Annotated in this window: 17 protein-coding genes and 1 pseudogene; 15 read left to right on the top strand and 3 right to left on the bottom strand. The window is 41.5% G+C overall.

Going from position 1 to position 18,676, the window contains the following annotated elements; translation table 11 throughout:
- Positions 1-93 precede the first annotated feature (93 nt).
- Complete coding sequence (locus tag ACTQXY_RS04365; RefSeq protein WP_441658444.1) at positions 94-495, bottom strand: response regulator; 402 nt, start codon at positions 493-495, stop codon at positions 94-96.
- A gap of 437 nt (positions 496-932) precedes the next feature.
- Here ACTQXY_RS04365 and ACTQXY_RS04360 point away from each other — a divergent pair, with 437 nt between their 5' ends.
- The 3 genes from ACTQXY_RS04360 to ACTQXY_RS04350 all read left to right on the top strand — a co-directional run bounded on the left by ACTQXY_RS04360 (position 933) and on the right by ACTQXY_RS04350 (position 3,175).
- On the top strand, positions 933-1,385 hold the full coding sequence (locus ACTQXY_RS04360; RefSeq protein WP_441658443.1) for an Hsp20 family protein: 453 nt from the start codon (positions 933-935) through the stop codon (positions 1,383-1,385).
- A 74-nt stretch (positions 1,386-1,459) separates the two neighbouring features.
- Positions 1,460-2,422: a DnaJ C-terminal domain-containing protein gene (locus tag ACTQXY_RS04355; protein WP_441658442.1), complete on the top strand. Its 963-nt coding sequence runs from the start codon at positions 1,460-1,462 to the stop codon at positions 2,420-2,422.
- Positions 2,423-2,542: 120 nt separating this feature from the next.
- Positions 2,543-3,175 carry a DUF4230 domain-containing protein gene (locus ACTQXY_RS04350; protein WP_441658441.1) on the top strand — a complete coding sequence of 211 codons (633 nt, stop codon included), beginning with the start codon at positions 2,543-2,545 and terminating at the stop codon, positions 3,173-3,175.
- Positions 3,176-3,360: 185 nt separating this feature from the next.
- On the opposite strand, the gene pepI is transcribed toward ACTQXY_RS04350, so the two are convergent.
- Positions 3,361-4,251 (bottom strand): proline iminopeptidase, encoded by an 891-nt coding sequence (pepI, locus tag ACTQXY_RS04345; RefSeq protein ID WP_441658440.1) that lies wholly within the window; start codon positions 4,249-4,251, stop codon positions 3,361-3,363.
- 142 nt (positions 4,252-4,393) lie between these two features.
- Between pepI and ACTQXY_RS04340 the strand changes: the two genes are divergently transcribed.
- From ACTQXY_RS04340 to ACTQXY_RS04320, 5 genes and pseudogenes are all read left to right on the top strand, one after another.
- Complete coding sequence (locus tag ACTQXY_RS04340; RefSeq protein WP_441658439.1) at positions 4,394-4,804, top strand: hypothetical protein; 411 nt, start codon at positions 4,394-4,396, stop codon at positions 4,802-4,804.
- 133 nt (positions 4,805-4,937) lie between these two features.
- Positions 4,938-5,135, top strand: a complete 198-nt coding sequence (locus ACTQXY_RS04335; RefSeq protein WP_441658448.1) for a hypothetical protein — start codon at positions 4,938-4,940, stop codon at positions 5,133-5,135.
- A gap of 463 nt (positions 5,136-5,598) precedes the next feature.
- Positions 5,599-5,685: pseudogene (locus ACTQXY_RS04330) on the top strand (conjugal transfer protein); the annotation flags it as partial.
- Between the two features lie 119 nt (positions 5,686-5,804).
- Positions 5,805-8,387, top strand: coding sequence for an ATP-dependent chaperone ClpB (gene clpB / locus ACTQXY_RS04325; RefSeq protein WP_441658438.1), 2,583 nt, complete (start codon positions 5,805-5,807; stop codon positions 8,385-8,387).
- 16 nt (positions 8,388-8,403) lie between these two features.
- Positions 8,404-9,612: a Y-family DNA polymerase gene (locus ACTQXY_RS04320; RefSeq protein WP_441658437.1), complete on the top strand. Its 1,209-nt coding sequence runs from the start codon at positions 8,404-8,406 to the stop codon at positions 9,610-9,612.
- Positions 9,613-9,633: 21 nt separating this feature from the next.
- Here ACTQXY_RS04320 and ACTQXY_RS04315 read toward each other — a convergent pair whose 3' ends face one another.
- Positions 9,634-10,248, bottom strand: a complete 615-nt coding sequence (locus tag ACTQXY_RS04315; protein WP_441658436.1) for a VTT domain-containing protein — start codon at positions 10,246-10,248, stop codon at positions 9,634-9,636.
- Between the two features lie 113 nt (positions 10,249-10,361).
- Here ACTQXY_RS04315 and ACTQXY_RS04310 point away from each other — a divergent pair, with 113 nt between their 5' ends.
- From ACTQXY_RS04310 to rlmN, 7 genes are read left to right on the top strand one after another with little or no spacing between them, the layout of a single operon-like run.
- Entirely contained in the window at positions 10,362-11,840 is a 1,479-nt protein-coding gene (locus tag ACTQXY_RS04310; protein ID WP_441658447.1) for a UDP-N-acetylmuramoyl-L-alanyl-D-glutamate--2,6-diaminopimelate ligase, read from the top strand.
- A 20-nt stretch (positions 11,841-11,860) separates the two neighbouring features.
- On the top strand, positions 11,861-14,086 hold the full coding sequence (gene priA / locus ACTQXY_RS04305; RefSeq protein ID WP_441658435.1) for a replication restart helicase PriA: 2,226 nt from the start codon (positions 11,861-11,863) through the stop codon (positions 14,084-14,086).
- A gap of 16 nt (positions 14,087-14,102) precedes the next feature.
- A complete protein-coding gene (gene def / locus ACTQXY_RS04300) occupies positions 14,103-14,588 on the top strand; it encodes a peptide deformylase (protein WP_441658434.1) in 486 nt (161 codons plus the stop codon).
- 14 nt (positions 14,589-14,602) lie between these two features.
- Entirely contained in the window at positions 14,603-15,538 is a 936-nt protein-coding gene (fmt, locus tag ACTQXY_RS04295) for a methionyl-tRNA formyltransferase (protein ID WP_441658433.1), read from the top strand.
- A gap of 18 nt (positions 15,539-15,556) precedes the next feature.
- The gene (locus tag ACTQXY_RS04290) at positions 15,557-16,267 is read left to right on the top strand and encodes a zinc metallopeptidase (protein WP_441658432.1); all 711 of its coding nucleotides are present in this window, start codon (positions 15,557-15,559) and stop codon (positions 16,265-16,267) included.
- Entirely contained in the window at positions 16,260-17,621 is a 1,362-nt protein-coding gene (rsmB, locus tag ACTQXY_RS04285) for a 16S rRNA (cytosine(967)-C(5))-methyltransferase RsmB (RefSeq protein WP_441658431.1), read from the top strand. The genes ACTQXY_RS04290 and rsmB overlap by 8 nt, the downstream gene beginning before the upstream one ends.
- 6 nt (positions 17,622-17,627) lie before the next feature.
- Positions 17,628-18,665 carry a dual-specificity RNA methyltransferase RlmN gene (rlmN, locus tag ACTQXY_RS04280; protein ID WP_441658430.1) on the top strand — a complete coding sequence of 346 codons (1,038 nt, stop codon included), beginning with the start codon at positions 17,628-17,630 and terminating at the stop codon, positions 18,663-18,665.
- The last annotated feature ends 11 nt before the right edge of the window (positions 18,666-18,676 follow it).

Below are 18,676 nucleotides of genomic sequence, written 5' to 3'. Positions count from 1 at the left end.
ACTCAAAGTAGTGAAAAGGATTATGTATGGCCGTAACAGTTTTGAACTACTGAAAGCAAAACTGTTACGACTTGAATTAAAGCGAAAAGTCAACTAACATTGGAAAGAACCCAAAAAAGCTTGACCACAACAATTTAGACGGAATATAAGTTCTTTTGGTATAAATGGTTTCGTTATGTAATCGTCAGCTCCCAACCTAGAGCCTGAATATTTATCTTGTATATCATCTTTTGCAGTCAAAAATATCACTGGAATATTGGTGAAACTTCTTAGTGCGTCCATAAGTTCAAAACCGTTCCCGTCCGGAAGCATAACATCTAATATAGCTATATCTGGTTTTTCCTGTTGACAGATTTCCAAAGCTGATTTTACACAATCGGCGGTAATAATATTAAAAAAGTTTTCATCTTCTAATATGGTAATAAGCATACTTCTTAAATTTTCTTCATCATCAACTATCAATATTTTTTTTGATTTTAAATGTGTATCATTCATTTGTTTGTCACGCTTTCTTTATATTTTTCTTTATCCTATTATAACATTCTGAAAAAAGTTGAACAGTCATTTTCGCATTTGTAAGGTAAATGTAAGGTAGAGAGAATGTTATTGTTATAGTGGTTATGTTGTATCAGACGCCTTACATACCGTCACAACGACAGGTACAGGAAGTACAATATCATTATTTCCGTTTATACCATGTGCTGTAATTGTATCAGCATTTGCACTATTCGTTTCTATTAAATGCTTTGGAAGAAAAGAAATGAGGTAATATAAAATGGAAAAAATAATAAAAATATTAGCACTCACCTCTTGACAGTGCTAATTATAAGTGTTATAAAATAAATAGAACAAAGGAAGATGAACAAAAAGAAGTTCCGAAATCCAATGCTCCAAACCAATAAACAATATGTTTTTGAAAGGAGACATGACTTATGTTAAGACCTAGTATTTTTAATGATAATTTATTTGATGATTTCTTTGAATTCCCATTCTTTGATGATCGGGCAGAGAGAAAATTATATGGACACAATGCGAAAAACATTATGAAGACAGACATCAAAGAACACAAAGACGGATATGAGCTTGAGATTGATCTTCCGGGATTTCATAAAGATGAGATTCAGGCTGAGTTAAAAGATGGATATTTGGCTATTAGCGCAGCAAAACAGTTGAATCAGGATGAAAAGGAAAAAGAATCCGGAAAATATATTCGTCGTGAACGCTACAGCGGATCTTGCCAGAGAAGTTTCTATGTGGGGGACGAGATTACACAGGAAGACATCAAAGCGGAATTCAAACACGGTATTTTGAAACTGTTTGTTCCAAAGAAAGAAGCAAAGCCGGAAGTAGAGCAAAGAAAATTTGTATCAATTGAAGGCGAATAAAATAGGTGTGCAAGCAAAGTAACTGATTGAAACCCTGGGGAGTAATTCCCGGGGTATTCTTAATATGGGAGGTGATGATTGTGGAAACAAAACGTGATTATTATGAGGTTCTTGGAGTCAGCCGAGAGGCAGAAGAAGGGGCTATTAAGAAGGCATATCGAAAGCTGGCAAAAAAATATCATCCGGATACGAATGCAGGAAATGCTCAGGCAGAGCAGAAATTTAAAGAGATTACAGAAGCATATACGGTTTTGAGTGATCCCAAAAAACGAAAACTATATGATCAGTTTGGTCATGCGGCGTTTGATGGAAGTTGTCCGCAGGAAGGCGCATATTACAGAAATACCGGAAATGGAGGTTATCGGGAATATCATTTCGAAGGTGGTGACATGGACGATATTTTCGGAGATATTTTTGGTGATATGTTTCATGGAAAGAGTAGTGGAGGATTTGGAAAGCGTGGATTTGGCGGTCGAGAATTTTCCGGCAGAGGGTCTGATGTGGAAGCAGATGTCGCTGTAAGTTTTGACGAAGCTGTTTTCGGAGGGGATAAAGTCATTCATTTAAGAGGTCAGGATGGAAATGTACAATCACTTCAGGTTCACATTCCGGCAGGAATTGAGACAGGAAAGACAATCCGCTTGAGAGGAAAAGGCAATCCGGGAATCAACGGTGGAGGAAGTGGAGACTTATTACTTCGTGTCACGGTAGGAGAAAAGCCGGGATATGAAAGAAAAGGAAGGGATATCTACACGACGGCTCAGATACCGTATACGACAGCAGTATTTGGAGGAGAAGCCCGTGTAAAAACAATACATGGAGAGGTCATTTGCAAGATTCGAGAAGGAACGCAGTCCGGAAGTAAGATCCGTCTGCGGGGAAAAGGCGTTGTATCCATGAAAAATCCATCTCAGTACGGTGATCAGTATGTAACAGTACAGATTCAGGTGCCAAAGAATTTAAGCGCAGAGGCAAAACAAAAATTAAGAGAATTTGAAAAATTAGCCAGCCAAAGCAGTAATGGGCATGCAGCATAGGGAATGCATAGAAACGGTAATTTTTATTTTTTTAGAAATTACCGTTTTTGTATGTTTATTTTTAATGGGTATGCTATAATGACTGTACGCAAATTTGTAGAAAGTAGAAAGGAAATGCGTATGGAGAATCAAAAAGAAAAAAGTACAAAAAAGAGAAGGGTGCTGAAATTTGTAGGAAAGCATCTTACAAAAAATGTAGTTATCGTTCTTGCAGTGGTTTTGGTAATCGCACTTGGGGCAATTGGACTGCGCAGTGTAATCACATCGGAGAGCAAGACTACGAAAATAGGATTTGAAAATATTGGGGAATTGGCGACACAATCCGCATATTGCACAGAAGTAAATGTGACCGATGACTGGAGAAAGCTGTTCGGAATCAAAATACCATTTACTCAGAGTAAATATATTTATAGCTACGATTTTGTGATCAAGGCAGGGTATGATTTTAAAGATATCAAGTGGAGTGAAAAAGGTGAGAAGATTGAAGTGACGCTCCCGGAGGTGAAAGTCTTGAGCAATGAGATTGATTTGGATTCTTTTAAAGTGTACCATGAAGAAGAGAGCATTTTCAGCCCGATTACCTTAGATGAAAGCAACGAAGCATTGGAGAATCTGAAAAAGACAGCGCAGGACGATGCCATTGCAAATGGATTGTTTGAGAATGCGAGAAGTAATGCAGAGACAATTTTGACAGGATTTTTTGGAAATGTCTATGATTTGGATAAATATGAGATTGTCTTTCAGGATAAATAAAAAGGAGGAACGGCAGGATGAAGAAAAAGTTATTATATGCGTTAGGGCTTGTTGCGGCTGCGATTGTGCTGTTTTACTTTATATTATATCTGACAGCATAACATTAAGGCATGTATAAAACACCTCGCGGGACCAGTCTTGATTGGTGGCGAGGTGCTTTTTTAGTTCCTGATTTTGAAATTTGCTTAGTCGTATTTGTTCATCCATTTGATGAGTTCTACACAGTAGTCATCATGTCTGTCTACGAAGCAGGTATGTCTCGCACGTTCCCAAAGAATCCATTTGGAGTTTGGAATTCCGTCTGCCATTGTTTTTGCAACAAGAGGAGAGCAAAGATCGGAGATACCGCTGCAGATCAGCGAAGGGATCTTGATCTCACCAAGTCTGTCAATGTACTCGAAGTCCTTGAGAGTGCCTGTAGGTGCAAACTCGTTTGGTCCCCATCCTTCAACATAAGATTCAGAACCGGATTTTTTAGGTCTTTTACAACACTCAGGAGCATCCTCACCTAGCCAATAGTTGCAGTATCTGTCCATATATTCAGCAACGGCCGCATCGTAAGCTTCTCCTGTGAAATCACCGGTTTCGAGTGCATGATTGATCGCGTCCTGCATATCCTGTGGCATCATCTTGATGCGGCGAAGACCTTCCCGCTCCCAAAGAGAGCTGCTTGGGTGACCGCTGGAAATGATGAAACTTTTAATGCCCTGTGGTTTGTAATCGATTGCATAAGCAATCTGCATCATGCCGCCCCAGGATTGTCCGATAATATGACACTCATCCAATCCAAGATGTTTTCTTAAAGCATCAAGTTCGTCTAACCAAACTTTTTGATTCCAAAGTTCTGAATGTCCGTCGAGGTATGAGTTCCCACAGCCGATTTGGTCATACATAACGATCATACGGTCATCGTCGTCAGCGACGTTATCTAATACCTCATAATAATTGTGAGTAGAACCCGGTCCGCCGTGGAGGCAGATCAAAGGTGCTTTTCCATTGTTTTTTCTTTCACCGACTATTCTATAATATGTCTGATAGCCAAGGTATGGCATATAGCCTTCTGTAATTTTTGCCATGATGTTCCCCTTTCTGTTTTGTTTATTAAGAAAGTCCATTATAATATATTTTGTGGGAAGATGGCAATTGTATTTCAGTTCTTTTTGAGGTCACACAGAGTATCTGCATCATGCAAAGCAAATTTTTGATACGGGACTTGAAATGGATTTATTGCAGGAATATTTTTTGATTCCACTTGATATTTTTCGGAAAATCACGCATAATGAAATTAGTAAATTAGAGGCTTGGCCATACTTTTTAAGTTCTGATAAACCGGAAGATATTTTGAAAGTTGTCGGGAAATATCCGGAGTTTCGAGAGTTATACCAGGATCTCATTGTGTTTCGATATCAACCAAAGGAGCTGATAGATATGTACCGAAAAGCGTTAAGAGAAGCAGATGCCAGTGATATAAAATATATGGTGGAAGAACAACAAAGAGAGATTGAGGAATTGAAGGAAACGAATGAAAGTTTGCAGGAAACGAATGAAAATTTACAGGAAGCAAATGAAAGTTTGCAGGAGCAGATTACAAAATTGCACATTTTGCTTGAAGAAATGAAAGAAAAATAAAATATAGAATAGTAGAGGGCAGCTGTTGATTGGGAAGAGTATAGAAAATTAAATATTTCATGGACTATGGAACGCCTAAAATGACGTTCCTTTTCTATTTCTAGCCGTTCTTATTGGACGGAAAGTGCGGAGTGTGTCGGTATCATTTGATGAAATTCCAAAGGCAACGCAGGACGAAGTTTTCACTGGTGCAAGAGCCTTTGTCAAGCGTGAGTTTTCTAAACTCATCGGCTTCTTGATAGTTGCCTTGATTGCTGTCGGATTGGTGTTCAATGCTGGCGGTGTGAAAGATGTATTGCTAGAGCGGTTCAATAAGATTATCGAAGCATAAAACTTTATTGTTTTGCAGATACAAGAGTGATATAATACGGATATAAAAATACAACTTTAGGAAGTGATATATTATGATAGGATTTAGCATAATGATGTGGTTTGCTTCTGCTATCCTTATATTTGTGAGCATTTCTCTATTAAAGGGAAATTACTCTTTTGTTCATGGCAAAGTGTTTGACACAACTGACAATAAAAAAGGATATGCAAAAGAATTAGGAAAACCTGTTTTATTCGTAGGAATTGGTATTTTAGTATCTGGGATAATTGCGATTATAGTAAAAAATTATTCTATTCCTACCGCAGTTTTTTTTCTTAGTAATTATAGTTGGTATTGCTGGACTATGGCTACACAAAATACAAAAAAACTTTCGAAAATTTTAGTTTCCAAATTTATATGCAAAGTAGTTAGTCTTAGGATTGACTGCTTTTTTTCTTACCTAAAATCAGATTGGAGTGATGAAATGAACGATATTTTTAAGGATATGCAGGCAAAAGTCAGCTGTGAATATATTTCAGACCTGCCCTTTTACAAGCGTGAAGTATGGCAAAATGCTTGACACCAAAAAAATACTAAAAAATTAGCACTCAACGCTTGACAGTGCTAATAATATGTGTTATACATACAATAGAACAAACAAAAACAAACTCACAAAAGGAGGCGTGATGTATGAATATAAACAAATTTACACAAAATTCGATGCAGGCGGTGCAGGGCTGTGAAAAAGTTGCTTATGAATATGGCAATCAGGAGATTGAGCAGGAGCATTTACTCTATGCTTTGGTCACACAGAATGACAGTCTGATTTTAAAATTATTAGAAAAGATGGAAATTCAAAAAGAGTTGTTTATCAACCGTGTGGAGGAAGCGCTTAGAAAGAGAACGAAAGTGCAAGGCGGTCAGGTATATATTGGACAGGATTTGAACAAAGCTTTGATTCATGCGGAAGATGAAGCTACACAAATGGGAGATGAGTACATTTCTGTAGAGCATATTTTTCTAGCATTAATTAAGCAGCCAAACAGAGAAGTAAAGGCGATTTTCAAGGAGTTTAATATTACAAGAGAGCGTTTCCTTCAAGTACTTTCTACCGTAAGAGGGAATCAGAGAGTCACCAGTGACAATCCGGAGGCAACCTATGATACGCTTAATAAATACGGCAGTGATCTGGTAGAACGGGCAAGAGAACAAAAACTTGATCCAGTCATCGGTCGTGATGCGGAGATTCGTAATGTCATACGAATCCTGTCTAGAAAGACAAAAAACAATCCGGTGCTAATCGGAGAACCTGGTGTCGGTAAGACGGCGGCAGTAGAAGGGCTGGCACAACGTATTGTGCGCGGAGATGTGCCTGAGGCGTTAAAAGATAAAAAAGTGTTTGCACTTGATATGGGGGCACTGGTAGCCGGTGCAAAATATCGTGGTGAATTTGAGGAGCGTCTAAAAGCAGTGCTCGAAGAAGTGAAAAACAGTGATGGAAATATTATTCTGTTTATCGATGAACTTCACACGATTGTCGGAGCAGGTAAGACGGACGGTGCGATGGATGCTGGAAATATGTTAAAGCCGATGCTGGCGCGTGGAGAACTTCACTGTATTGGCGCGACAACACTGGATGAATATAGACAGTATATTGAAAAAGATGCTGCATTGGAGAGACGTTTCCAGCCGGTTATGGTAGATGAACCATCGGTGGAAGATGCGATTTCAATTCTGCGTGGCTTAAAAGAGCGTTATGAAGTATTTCATGGTGTGAAGATTACAGACAGTGCACTTGTGGCAGCCGCAACACTTTCCAATCGATATATTTCCGACCGATTCCTTCCAGACAAGGCGATTGACCTTGTAGATGAAGCGTGTGCATTGATCAAGACAGAGTTAGACTCTATGCCTACAGAGTTGGATGGACTGCAAAGACGTATTATGCAGCTTGAGATTGAAGAGGCGGCTCTGAAAAAAGAGAATGACAGATTAAGTCAGGACAGACTTGTGAACCTACAAAAAGAGCTTGGAGAACTGCGTGATGAATTTGCCGGAAAGAAAGCACAGTGGGACAATGAGAAGAATTCTGTAGAGAGACTCCAGAAAATCCGTGAAGAGATTGAGCAGGTGAATCAGGAGATTCAAAAAGCACAGCATTCCTACAATTTGGAACGTGCGGCAGAATTGCAGTACGGCAAACTTCCACAGCTGACAAAACAGTTGGAGGAAGAGGAAAAGAAAGTGAAAGAGCGGGATCTTTCATTAGTGCATGAAAGTGTGACAGATGAAGAGATTGCTAGAATCATTTCCAGATGGACAGGAATTCCGGTTGCAAAATTAAATGAAAGTGAGAGAAGCAAGACGCTTCATCTTGACGAAGAACTCCACAAACGTGTCATTGGGCAGGATGAAGGGGTTACAAAAGTAACAGAGGCGATTATCCGTTCGAAAGCAGGTATCAAAGATCCTACGAAACCAATCGGATCATTCCTGTTCCTGGGACCTACCGGGGTAGGTAAGACAGAGCTTGCAAAAGCACTTGCGGAGAGTTTGTTTGATGATGAGAGCAATATGGTTCGTATTGATATGAGCGAATATATGGAGAAATACTCAGTGTCTCGTCTGATAGGAGCACCTCCGGGATATGTCGGATATGACGAAGGCGGACAGCTTACAGAGGCGGTTCGAAGAAAACCATATTCCGTTGTTTTGTTTGATGAGATTGAAAAGGCACATCCGGATGTGTTTAATGTGTTGCTGCAGGTGTTGGATGACGGACGTATCACTGACTCACAAGGTCGGACTGTTGATTTTAAAAATACGATTCTGATCATGACATCAAATATCGGATCTGCTTACCTTTTGGATGGCATTGATGAGAACGGTGAGATCAGCAAGGAAAGTGAAACGATGGTCATGAATGATCTGCGTGCACATTTCAGACCTGAATTTTTGAATCGTCTAGATGAGACAATTATGTTCAAACCATTGACGAAACAGAACGTTTATGCAATCATTGACTTATTATTAAAAGATGTCAATAAACGGCTGGAAGATAAAGAACTTTCGATAGAGCTTACAGATGCTGCGAAGAATTTTGTGGTGGAAGGTGGCTATGAGCCAATGTACGGTGCAAGACCGCTGAAACGATATCTTCAAAAGCATGTAGAGACATTAGCTGCAAAACTGATTTTACAGGGAGATATTAGCAGTGAAGATGTCATTCTGATTGATGTAGAAGGGGACAAACTGACAGCGAAAATAAAATAAATTGCAGGAAAAAAGCATGGAACAGATTATTTTTCACATTGATGTAAATTCAGCGTATCTTAGCTGGACGGCAGTAGAACAATTGAAAAATGGAGCAGAAGTGGATTTGCGTACAATCCCGGCGATCATCGGAGGCAATCAGGAATCCAGACACGGGGTTGTGCTTGCAAAATCTCCTTTGGCGAAAAGATATGGGATTCGGACAGGAGAGCCGGTTGCACAGGCTTTCCGAAAATGTCCGGATCTTGTGATGGCGCCGCCAAATCATAAGATGTATCAGGAGTACAGCAGGAGACTGATGGAGTTTCTTCAAATGTATACACCAGATATCGAGCAGGTGAGTGTGGATGAGTGTTTCATGGATTTTACGGGGATATCCTATCTGTATCTGTCTCCTGTGGAGGCTGCATTTGAGATCAAAGACGCTGTGTATGAGAAGTTTGGATTCACAGTGAATATTGGAATATCTGTAAATCATCTTTTAGCAAAGATGGCATCTGATTTTGAGAAGCCAAATAAGGTACACACCTTATTTCCGAAAGAAATCCCGGTAAAGATGTGGCCATTGCCTATTTCGGAACTTTATATGGCGGGACGATCCAGTGTAGAGGTACTTAACAAGCTGGAGATACGGACAATCGGGGAACTTGCAAAGGCAGACCCGAATTTGCTGGAGTTACATCTGAAAAGTCATGGCAGGACATTGTGGGAATTTGCAAATGGAATAGACCATGAGAAAGTTCGAAGAGGACACGTGGAGAATAAGGGGATCGGTAATTCGACGACATTGGCAAAAGATGCTGTCACAGAGGAAGAAGCGAAAAAAGTTCTTTTGTGGTTGGCAGAAAGTGTTGGCGGAAGACTTCGCAAGGAAAAACAGAGAGCCGGTATGGTGAGCGTGGAGATTAAATACCACACGTTTCAGACGGTTTCCCATCAGAAACAGCTTGAGACGGCGAGCAATGCAGATCAGGTGATTTATAAAGCAGCATGCGAATTGTTCCGGGAATTGTGGAATCAGGAACCGATTCGTCTGCTTGGTATACGCACTTCAAAACTTCAGGATGAGTCGGCTCCGGTTCAAATGAGTATTTTTGACTTTCAGACAAAGCAGGAAGAACAGAGTGTGAAAAACCAGAAACATCAAAAATTAGATAAAGCATTGGATGTGATTCGTAAAAAGTACGGAGAAGATGCAGTGAAAAAAGGGACTTTACTCAAGTAGGAGAAAAGTCCCTTTCGTGCTTTACGATTCATTTTTTCGATTGCGATAATAAAAGAAGCAACCAAAAAACATAGAAAGTCCTATGATGATAATGACAACGGTAGAATATGTATCCATCACTTCCAAAATTTTTTCCCAGGAGGCTCCGGCAGCAGCGCCGGCTGAGACGAGAATAGTGTTCCAAAGTGCACTTCCGGCAATTGTAAGGACTAAAAAATTGCCCATTTTCATGTTCGACATTCCGGCAGGAATAGAGATTAAACTTCGAAGGATTGGGATACAACGGCAGATGAAAACGGTCACATTCCCTTTTTGTTGGAATTTTTTGATCGATTTTCTGACATCTGATTTTTTGAAATGGAGGATTTTTCCGAGCTTTCCATCTATAAGTTGTTCTAATTTTTCCGGAGAGAGTAATTTCCCAATGTAGTAAAGAAAGATGGCGCCAACTGTGGAACCGATGGTGGAAAAAAAGACAACTCCACCTACTGTCAAATGGGTATAAGTTGTCATAAAGCCGCCGAATGTCAGGATGACTTCCGAGGGAATAGGAGGAAAGAGATTTTCAATCATAATGAGAAGAGCAATTCCGATATAGCCGAAAGAATTCATCATATCCATAATAAAGATGTGCATAGTGATACCTCATATTTGCTTTCTTAAAAATAGTATATAGAAATTTTATTATGAATATTCATAGAGATGTGGTATCCTAATAGTATCTATGAAAAAACAGGAGGCAATAGATGATGAAGCTGACAAAGTTATTAGAACGTTTAGAGTATAAGATAGTACAAGGAAACGATGATATAGAGATTACAGAGCTTACGAATGATTCAAGAAAAGTCTGCGCCGGCAGCGTGTTTGTATGCATCAGCGGCGCAGTTGTAGATGGTCATGAATTTGTAAAAGAGGTGTCAGAAAAAGGTGCGAAAGCTGTGATCGTGGAAAAAGAAGTGGAAGCTCCAGAACATGTGACTGTGATTAAGGTGGAAGATACGAGGTATGCACTTGCGCTGGCATCTGCGGCATATTTCGGTTATCCGGCAGAGCAGCTGAAAGTAATAGGTATCACAGGAACGAAAGGAAAGACGACGACAACATATATGGTGAAGTCCATTTTGGAGGGAGTAGGACATAAAGTTGGTCTGATCGGAACAATCGAGGCGATCATCGGAGACGAAGTGATTCCGGCAAAGAATACGACACCGGAGTCGTTTACGATTCACCAGTATTTCCGGAAAATGGTTGATGCGGGATGTGATGCAGTGGTCATGGAAGTGTCATCGCAAGGGTTGATGCTTCACAGAACTGCGGGTATTCCGTTTGAGATTGGAATTTTTACAAATCTTGGGGAAGACCATATCGGACCGAATGAACATAAAGATTTTGAAGATTATAAACGATGCAAAGGTCTGTTGTTCAAACAATGCAGGATTGGGATTGCGAATGTGGATGATCCGTACTTTGAAGATGTATTTCGCGGCGCGACCTGCCAGATTGAAACATTTGGTTTTGCGCAAAAAGCAGACCTTCGGGCAGCAGATACAAAATTAGTGTCAAGACCAGGATACTTAGGAGTATCTTACCATGTGTCCGGGCTGATGGATTTTGATGTGGAGATTGACATTCCGGGAACATTCAGTGTCTATAATTCGTTGACTGCGATTGCGGTGTGCAGACATTTTGATGTGCCGGTGGAGATGATCAAGAAGGCTTTAAAAGTTGCAAAGGTAAAAGGCAGAATCGAGATGGTGAAAGTATCTGAGGACTTTACGCTCATGATTGATTATGCGCACAATGCGATGAGCCTTGAGAGTCTTTTGACAACATTGAAAGAATATCACCCAAAACGTCTTGTATGTCTGTTTGGATGCGGAGGAAACAGAGCGAAGGCGAGAAGATATGAGATGGGTGAGGTGTCCGGAAAATTGGCAGATCTTACAATCATCACATCGGACAATCCGCGTTTTGAAGAACCTCAGGATATCATTGATGATATTAAGATCGGGATTGGAAAAACAGATGGAAAATATGTGGAGATCTGTGATAGAAAAGAAGCAATCCGCTATGCGGTTGACCATGCTGAGGTGGGCGATGTAATCGTGCTCGCAGGAAAAGGACACGAGGATTATCAGGAGATCAAAGGCGTGAAGTACGATATGGATGAGAGAGTTCTCATTGCGGAAGTCGTAAAAGAGAGTAAAAGAGAGAATTTGATTCGATAAAAGTATAGGAGCAGTTGTGCATGTATGCGAAAGTTATCGTAGATATTACACATGAAAAACTGGATAAAATTTTTGAGTACCGTATTCCGGCAGAGTTAGAAGAACGGTTACATGCAGGCGTAGAGGTTGTCGTGCCGTTTGGAAAAGGGAATCGTGAAATCAAAGGGTATGTGATCGGGCTGTCAGAACACTGTGAATATGATCCGAACAAAGTAAAATCAATTCTGAGTCTGGCGGAGAAAAGTGTGGCGATCGAGGGCAGGCTGGTGGCACTGGCGGCGTGGATGAAAGAGTACTATGGCGGGACGATGATACAGTCGCTAAAGACAGTACTTCCAATCAAGCGGGAAGAGAACAAAAAGATCAGGCGCTATGTCCGATTGTTGTTAGATGAAGAAGAAGGGAAGACAAAGCTTGAGGAATATCTGAAGAAGAATCAGAAGGCAAGGGCGAGACTTTTGGCTGTGCTGCTTGATGAGGAGATATTGGAGTATGAGCTTATCACAAAAAAACTGAATGTCACACGAACAGTCATTCGGGCACTTGAAGAGCAGAATGTTGCCAGAATAGAGTCCGAGCAGGTCTGGAGAAATCCGATTAAAAATCGAAAAAAAGAGTGGAAAGAAGTGGTTTATACTGAGGAACAGCAGCATGCGATTGACACATTTCGGGAAGACTATCTGAAAGGAATCCGCAAGACTTATCTCATATATGGGGTGACAGGGAGCGGAAAGACTGAAGTTTACATGGAGATGATCGCAAGTGTGATCAAAGAAGGGAAGCAGGCGATTGTACTGATTCCTGAGATTGCACTGACCTACCAGACTGTGATGCGGTTTTATAAGCGGTTTGGCGAGAGGATATCCATTATGAATTCCAAGATGTCAAGCGGCGAGCGGTATGACCAGATGATGCGGGCAAAAGAAGGGGCGATTGATGTGATGATTGGTCCAAGATCGGCGTTATTTACCCCTTTTGCCAATTTGGGATTGATTGTGATCGATGAGGAGCATGAATCGACTTATAAAAGTGAACAGATCCCACGATATCATGCCAGAGAGACGGCTGTGGAGCGGGCAAACTTAGAAGGTGCAAGTGTTGTGCTTGGTTCAGCGACACCGTCTCTTGAGGCTTTCTACCGTGCCCAAAAAGGAGAATATGAACTTTTAAGACTTCAGAACCGGGCAAAGATGCAGGAGATGCCGACGGTGTACACAATCGATCTTCGAGAGGAACTAAAAAGTGGAAATCGCTCGATTATCAGTGGAAAGCTGCATGAATTGATGGCTGACCGATTGAGAAAGAGACAACAGATTATGTTATTTATCAATCGGAGAGGGTTTGCAGGATTTATTTCGTGCAGATCCTGCGGCTATGTGGTAAAATGTCCACATTGCGATGTCTCACTTGCATCTCATCGCGGTGGGAAATTGGTCTGCCATTATTGTGGATATGAGGAACCTATGATTTCAGTCTGCCCATCGTGCGGCTCAAAACATATCGGCGGTTTCCGAGCAGGAACACAGCAGATTGAAGAACTTGTAAAGAAGGAATTCCCAGATGCACGCGTACTTCGGATGGACATGGATACGACGAAGGAAAAAGATGGACACGAGAAGATTTTGGAGGCGTTTGCAAATGAAGAGGCGGATATTTTGATTGGAACGCAGATGATTGTAAAAGGACATGACTTTCCAAATGTGACACTTGTCGGAGTACTGGCGGCGGATCTATCGTTGTACGCCGATGACTATCGTGCAGGAGAGCGGACATTTCAGCTTCTTACACAGGCGGCGGGACGCGCCGGGCGAGGAAGTGAAAAGGGCGAGGTTGTCATTCAGACATACAGTCCGGAACATTATAGTATTGAAACAGCTGCAAAGCAGGACTATGAAGCGTTTTATCAAGAGGAACTCGCCTACCGTACAATGATGGGATATCCGCCGGTGGAACAGCTTGCAGCGATTTTGGTTACGAGTGAAGATGAATCTTTGCTTGAGACGGCGTGCAGCTACATGAAGAGTTATGCAGAGCGCATGAACCGGAGTCAAGTGAGAATCATCGGTCCCGCAAGTCCGTATGTGGGAAAGGTAAACGATGTGTATCGCAGAGTGATCTATTTAAAACATGCCAGATACGAGGCGATGATAGATTTGAAAAATAAATTGGAACAATATATAGAGATTAATTCCGGATTTCGAAAAGTTCGAGTGCAGTTCGACTTTAATCCGATGAATGTGTTTTAAATGAGGAGGATAAAAAATGGCAATTCGTAAGATTCGAGAAATTGGTGATGATGTGTTAGAGAAGGTATGTAAAGAAGTAACCGATATGACAGACCGAACAAAGGTGTTGATTGAGGATATGCTGGATACAATGTATGATGCGATGGGAGTGGGACTGGCGGCACCGCAGGTTGGTATTTTAAAACGAATCGTAGTTATTGATATTGGAGAGGGTCCGATTATTTTGGTGAATCCGGAGATTCTTGAGACGGCAGGAGAGCAGACAGGAGAGGAAGGATGTTTAAGTCTGCCGGGAAAATCGGGAACTGTGACGCGACCGAATTATGTGAAAGTAAAGGCACTCAATGAAGAGATGGAAGAAGTGGTTTATGAAGGAGAAGGGCTGCTTGCAAGAGCGTTCTGCCACGAGATAGACCATTTGGACGGGCATTTGTATGTCGAAAAAGTAGAAGGCGAACTTCACAATGTAGAGTATGATGATGAGTTTGACGAGGAAGACTAAGGAGGAGACAGCAGATGAAAGTAATTTTTATGGGGACTCCGGATTTTTCGGTGGGTACTTTAGAGGCTTTGATCGAGGCGGGACACGATGTGGTGCTTGCTGTGACACAGCCGGATAAACCAAAAGGACGCGGAAAAGAGATGCAGTTTACGCCTGTCAAAGAGTGCGCGTTAAAGCATGGAATTCCAGTTTATCAGCCGAAAAGAGTCAGAGAGCCGGAATGCATCGAAGAACTTCGAAAATATGAGGCGGATATTATGATCGTCATTGCATTTGGACAGATTCTGCCAAAAGAAATTTTGGAGATGACGAAATATGGATGTGTCAATGTGCATGCGTCATTGTTGCCAAAATATCGCGGGGCAGCGCCGATTCAGTGGTCCATTATTGACGGGGAAACGGTGACAGGTGTAACGACCATGCAGATGGATGAAGGGCTGGATACCGGAGATATGCTGTTAAAGACAGAGATTGTAATAGAAGAAAAGGAGACCGGAGGAAGTCTTCATGATAAGCTTGCGGCTGCAGGTGCAAAGCTCTGTGTAGAGACATTAAAGGCGCTGGAAGAAAAAACAGTGACTCCTGTTAAACAGGGAGAATCACCGACCGCCTATGCGAGAATGCTCGACAAGCATCTTGGAAATATTGACTGGAATCAGAGTGCGAAAGAGATTGAGAGATTGATTCGCGGGCTGACTCCGTGGCCGAGCGCATATACAATGTGGAATGGAAAAACAATGAAAATCTGGAGTGCAGAGGTGGAAGAGACATCGGGAGAGGGCGTACCTGGAACGATTGTGAAAGTAGAAAAAGAAGCGTTTTCTGTACAGACAAAAGATGGACTGTTGAAAGTGCTGGAAGTTCAGATTCCGGGGAAAAAACGAATGGATGCCGGAGCATTTTTGAGGGGGTATCAGGTAAAATCAGGAGAAATTCTTTCGAGAGCGTAGAAAAAAGGAGGAAGCAGGATGTTTTATCCAAGTTTTTATTTTGATCCAACATATATATTGATTATCATAGGAGTTATTATCTGCTCCATTGCATCGATGCGGGTGAAAAGTACATTTTCAAAATATTCCGGAATGAGAAACCATATGGGGCTGACAGGAGCGCAGGCGGCAGAACGTGTACTCCATGGGGCCGGAATTTATGATGTGCGAATTGAGCGGGTAGCAGGAAATCTGACAGACCATTATGATCCGAGAAATAAAGTGCTCAGACTTTCCGATGCAACATATGGACAGTGCTCAGTAGCTGCGGTGGGAGTTGCAGCGCATGAGTGTGGACATGCGATTCAGCATGCAAGAGGATACGCACCGCTACAGTTTCGGAGTGTGCTTGTTCCCGTGGCAAATTTTGGATCCATGATTGCCTGGCCACTGATTGTGTTAGGTCTGTTTATCAACAGTCAGTCTTCGGCACTGCTTATCAATGTCGGAATCTTGGCATTTTCGCTGGCAGTATTGTTTCAGCTTGTGACTTTGCCGGTGGAGTATAATGCGTCAGGAAGAGCAGTACGCATTCTTGCTGAGACCGGGATGATGCAGGGTGAAGAGATTGTAGCCACGAAAAAAGTGCTGAATGCGGCTGCGCTTACGTATGTGGCAAGTGCGGCTGCAGCAATCTTACAGCTTGTGCGTATCTTGATTCTGACAGGAGGAAGAAGACGAGATGACTAAGTCAATCAATGAACGAGAGCTGGTGCTTGGGATTTTGCTGGAAGTGACACGAGATGGGGAGCACAGTCATATCGCACTTCGCAATGTTCTGAATAAATATCAGTATTTAGACAAAAAAGAGCGCGCTTTTATCACAAGAGTGACGGAGGGAACACTGGAGCGCATGATTGAGCTTGATTATATTATCAACCAGTTTTCAAAAGTAAAGGTAAACAAGATGAAACCAGTCATCCGTAATATCATCCGAAGTGCGGTTTACCAGATGAAATATATGGATTCGGTTCCGAATTCCGCTGCCTGTAATGAGGCGGTAAAACTTGCGGTGAAAAAAGGATTTGTAAATTTAAAAGGATTTGTGAACGGACTTTTACGAAATATCGACCGAAATCTGGAACAAATATCATATCCGGATGAGAAAGATTTGGAACAATATCTGTCTGTGAAATACTCGATGCCGACATGGATATTAAGACAGTGGCTGGCAGCGTATGACAGGGAGATTGTGGAGTGTATGCTTCAGGATTTCTTAAAAGAGAAGGACACGATAATCCGGTGTGATTTGGGGCAGATGTCAAAAGAAGAGCTTGTGAAGTCGCTTGAAGACGAAGGAGTACATGTCGAGGAACATCCATACCTTCCATATGCACTTCGAATATCTTCTTACAATTATTTAGGAGAGCTTGAGACATTTCAAAAAGGAGCGTTCTCGGTGCAAGATATCAGTTCCATGCTTGTGGCACATTTGGCAGAACCAAAAGAAGGAGATGAGATCATAGATGTCTGTGCAGCACCCGGTGGAAAGGCACTTCACATGGCAGAGTCGCTTTGTGGTACAGGGCATGTGCAGGCGAGAGATCTGACAGACTATAAGGTGGGGCTTATTGAGGAAAACATCTTACGCTCTGGTATGACAAATATCGAAGCAGTCAGGTGGGATGCGACGCAAAAAGATGAAACTGCATTTGAAAAGGCAGATATTGTGATGGCAGATCTTCCGTGCTCCGGGCTGGGAGTGCTTGGGAAAAAGACGGATCTGAAATATAAGATGACAGAAGAGACACAAAAAGAATTGGTAGCTCTTCAACGCAAGATGCTGTCGACAGTCAAAGATTATGTGAAGCCGGGAGGAATTTTGGTTTACAGCACATGTACAATTCACGAAGAAGAAAATATGGGTAACGTACATTGGTTCTTAGAACAGAATAAAGAGTTTGAACTTGTGCCGATTGCACAGTTATTGTGTGAGGAGTTGAAAAATGATGTTGTGGAGCAAGGGTGTATTCAACTTCTGCCGGGGATACATGACAGTGATGGATTTTTCATTGCAAAGTTTAGAAAGGTGAAATGTGAATAAAAGAGCATGGAGAAAAAAGATATCAGATCATATACATTTGAAGAATTAAAACAAGAGATGGAACATCTCGGAGAAAAGTCATTTCGGGCAAAGCAGGTGTATGAATGGCTGCATGTAAAGCTTGCAGATTCTTTTGAAGAGATGACGAATCTGTCAAAAGCACTCAGAGAAAAGTTGGATGCAGCTTATGAGATCGCACCGGTAAAAATGCTTGAGAAACAGGAATCAAAGATGGACGGCACAAATAAATTTCTGTTTTGTCTGCAGGATGGACATGTGGTGGAAAGTGTTCTGATGAAGTATAAGCATGGAAATTCTGTCTGTATTTCCTCACAGGTCGGATGCCGGATGGGATGTAAGTTCTGTGCATCTACCATCGGAGGATTGGAGAGAAATCTAAAGGCATCAGAGATGCTTGGACAGATTTATCAGATTCAGAAAATATCAGGGGAACGTGTCTCGAACGTGGTTGTGATGGGAACCGGAGAACCGATGGACAATTATGATAACTTTGTAAAATTCATACATATATTGACCGATGAACACGGTTTACATATCAGTCAGAGGAACATTACGGTATCGACCTGTGGCATCGTTCCGAATATGAAGAGACTTGCCGAGGAAAAATTGCAGATTACGCTGGCGCTTTCCTTACATGGTTCTACGCAGGAAAAACGAAAAATACTGATGCCGGTTGCAAACAAATATGAACTTTCTGAGGTGCTTGCGGCGTGCGACTATTATTTTGAAAAGACGGGAAGAAGAGTGACGTTTGAGTACAGTTTGGTGCATGGAGTGAATGACAAAGATGAGGATGCTACGGAGTTAATCCACATTTTAAAACACCGTAATTGCCATTTGAATTTGATTCCTGTAAATCCGATTAAAGAGCGTACATTTGAGAAACCGAGCAAAAAAAATGCCATGAATTTTAAAAATAAACTTGAAAAAAGCGGAATTAATGTTACTATTAGAAGAGAAATGGGTTCTGATATTGACGGAGCCTGTGGACAACTAAGACGACGTTATGTAGAGACAAAGTAAAAGGAGAGCAT

It is taken from the genome of Faecalimonas sp. LCP19S3_D12, from assembly GCF_052121495.1.
GTDB lineage: Bacteria > Bacillota > Clostridia > Lachnospirales > Lachnospiraceae > Faecalimonas.
Note: the sequence above shows the minus strand (reverse complement) of the source record. Positions and strands in the feature narration are given on the sequence as shown.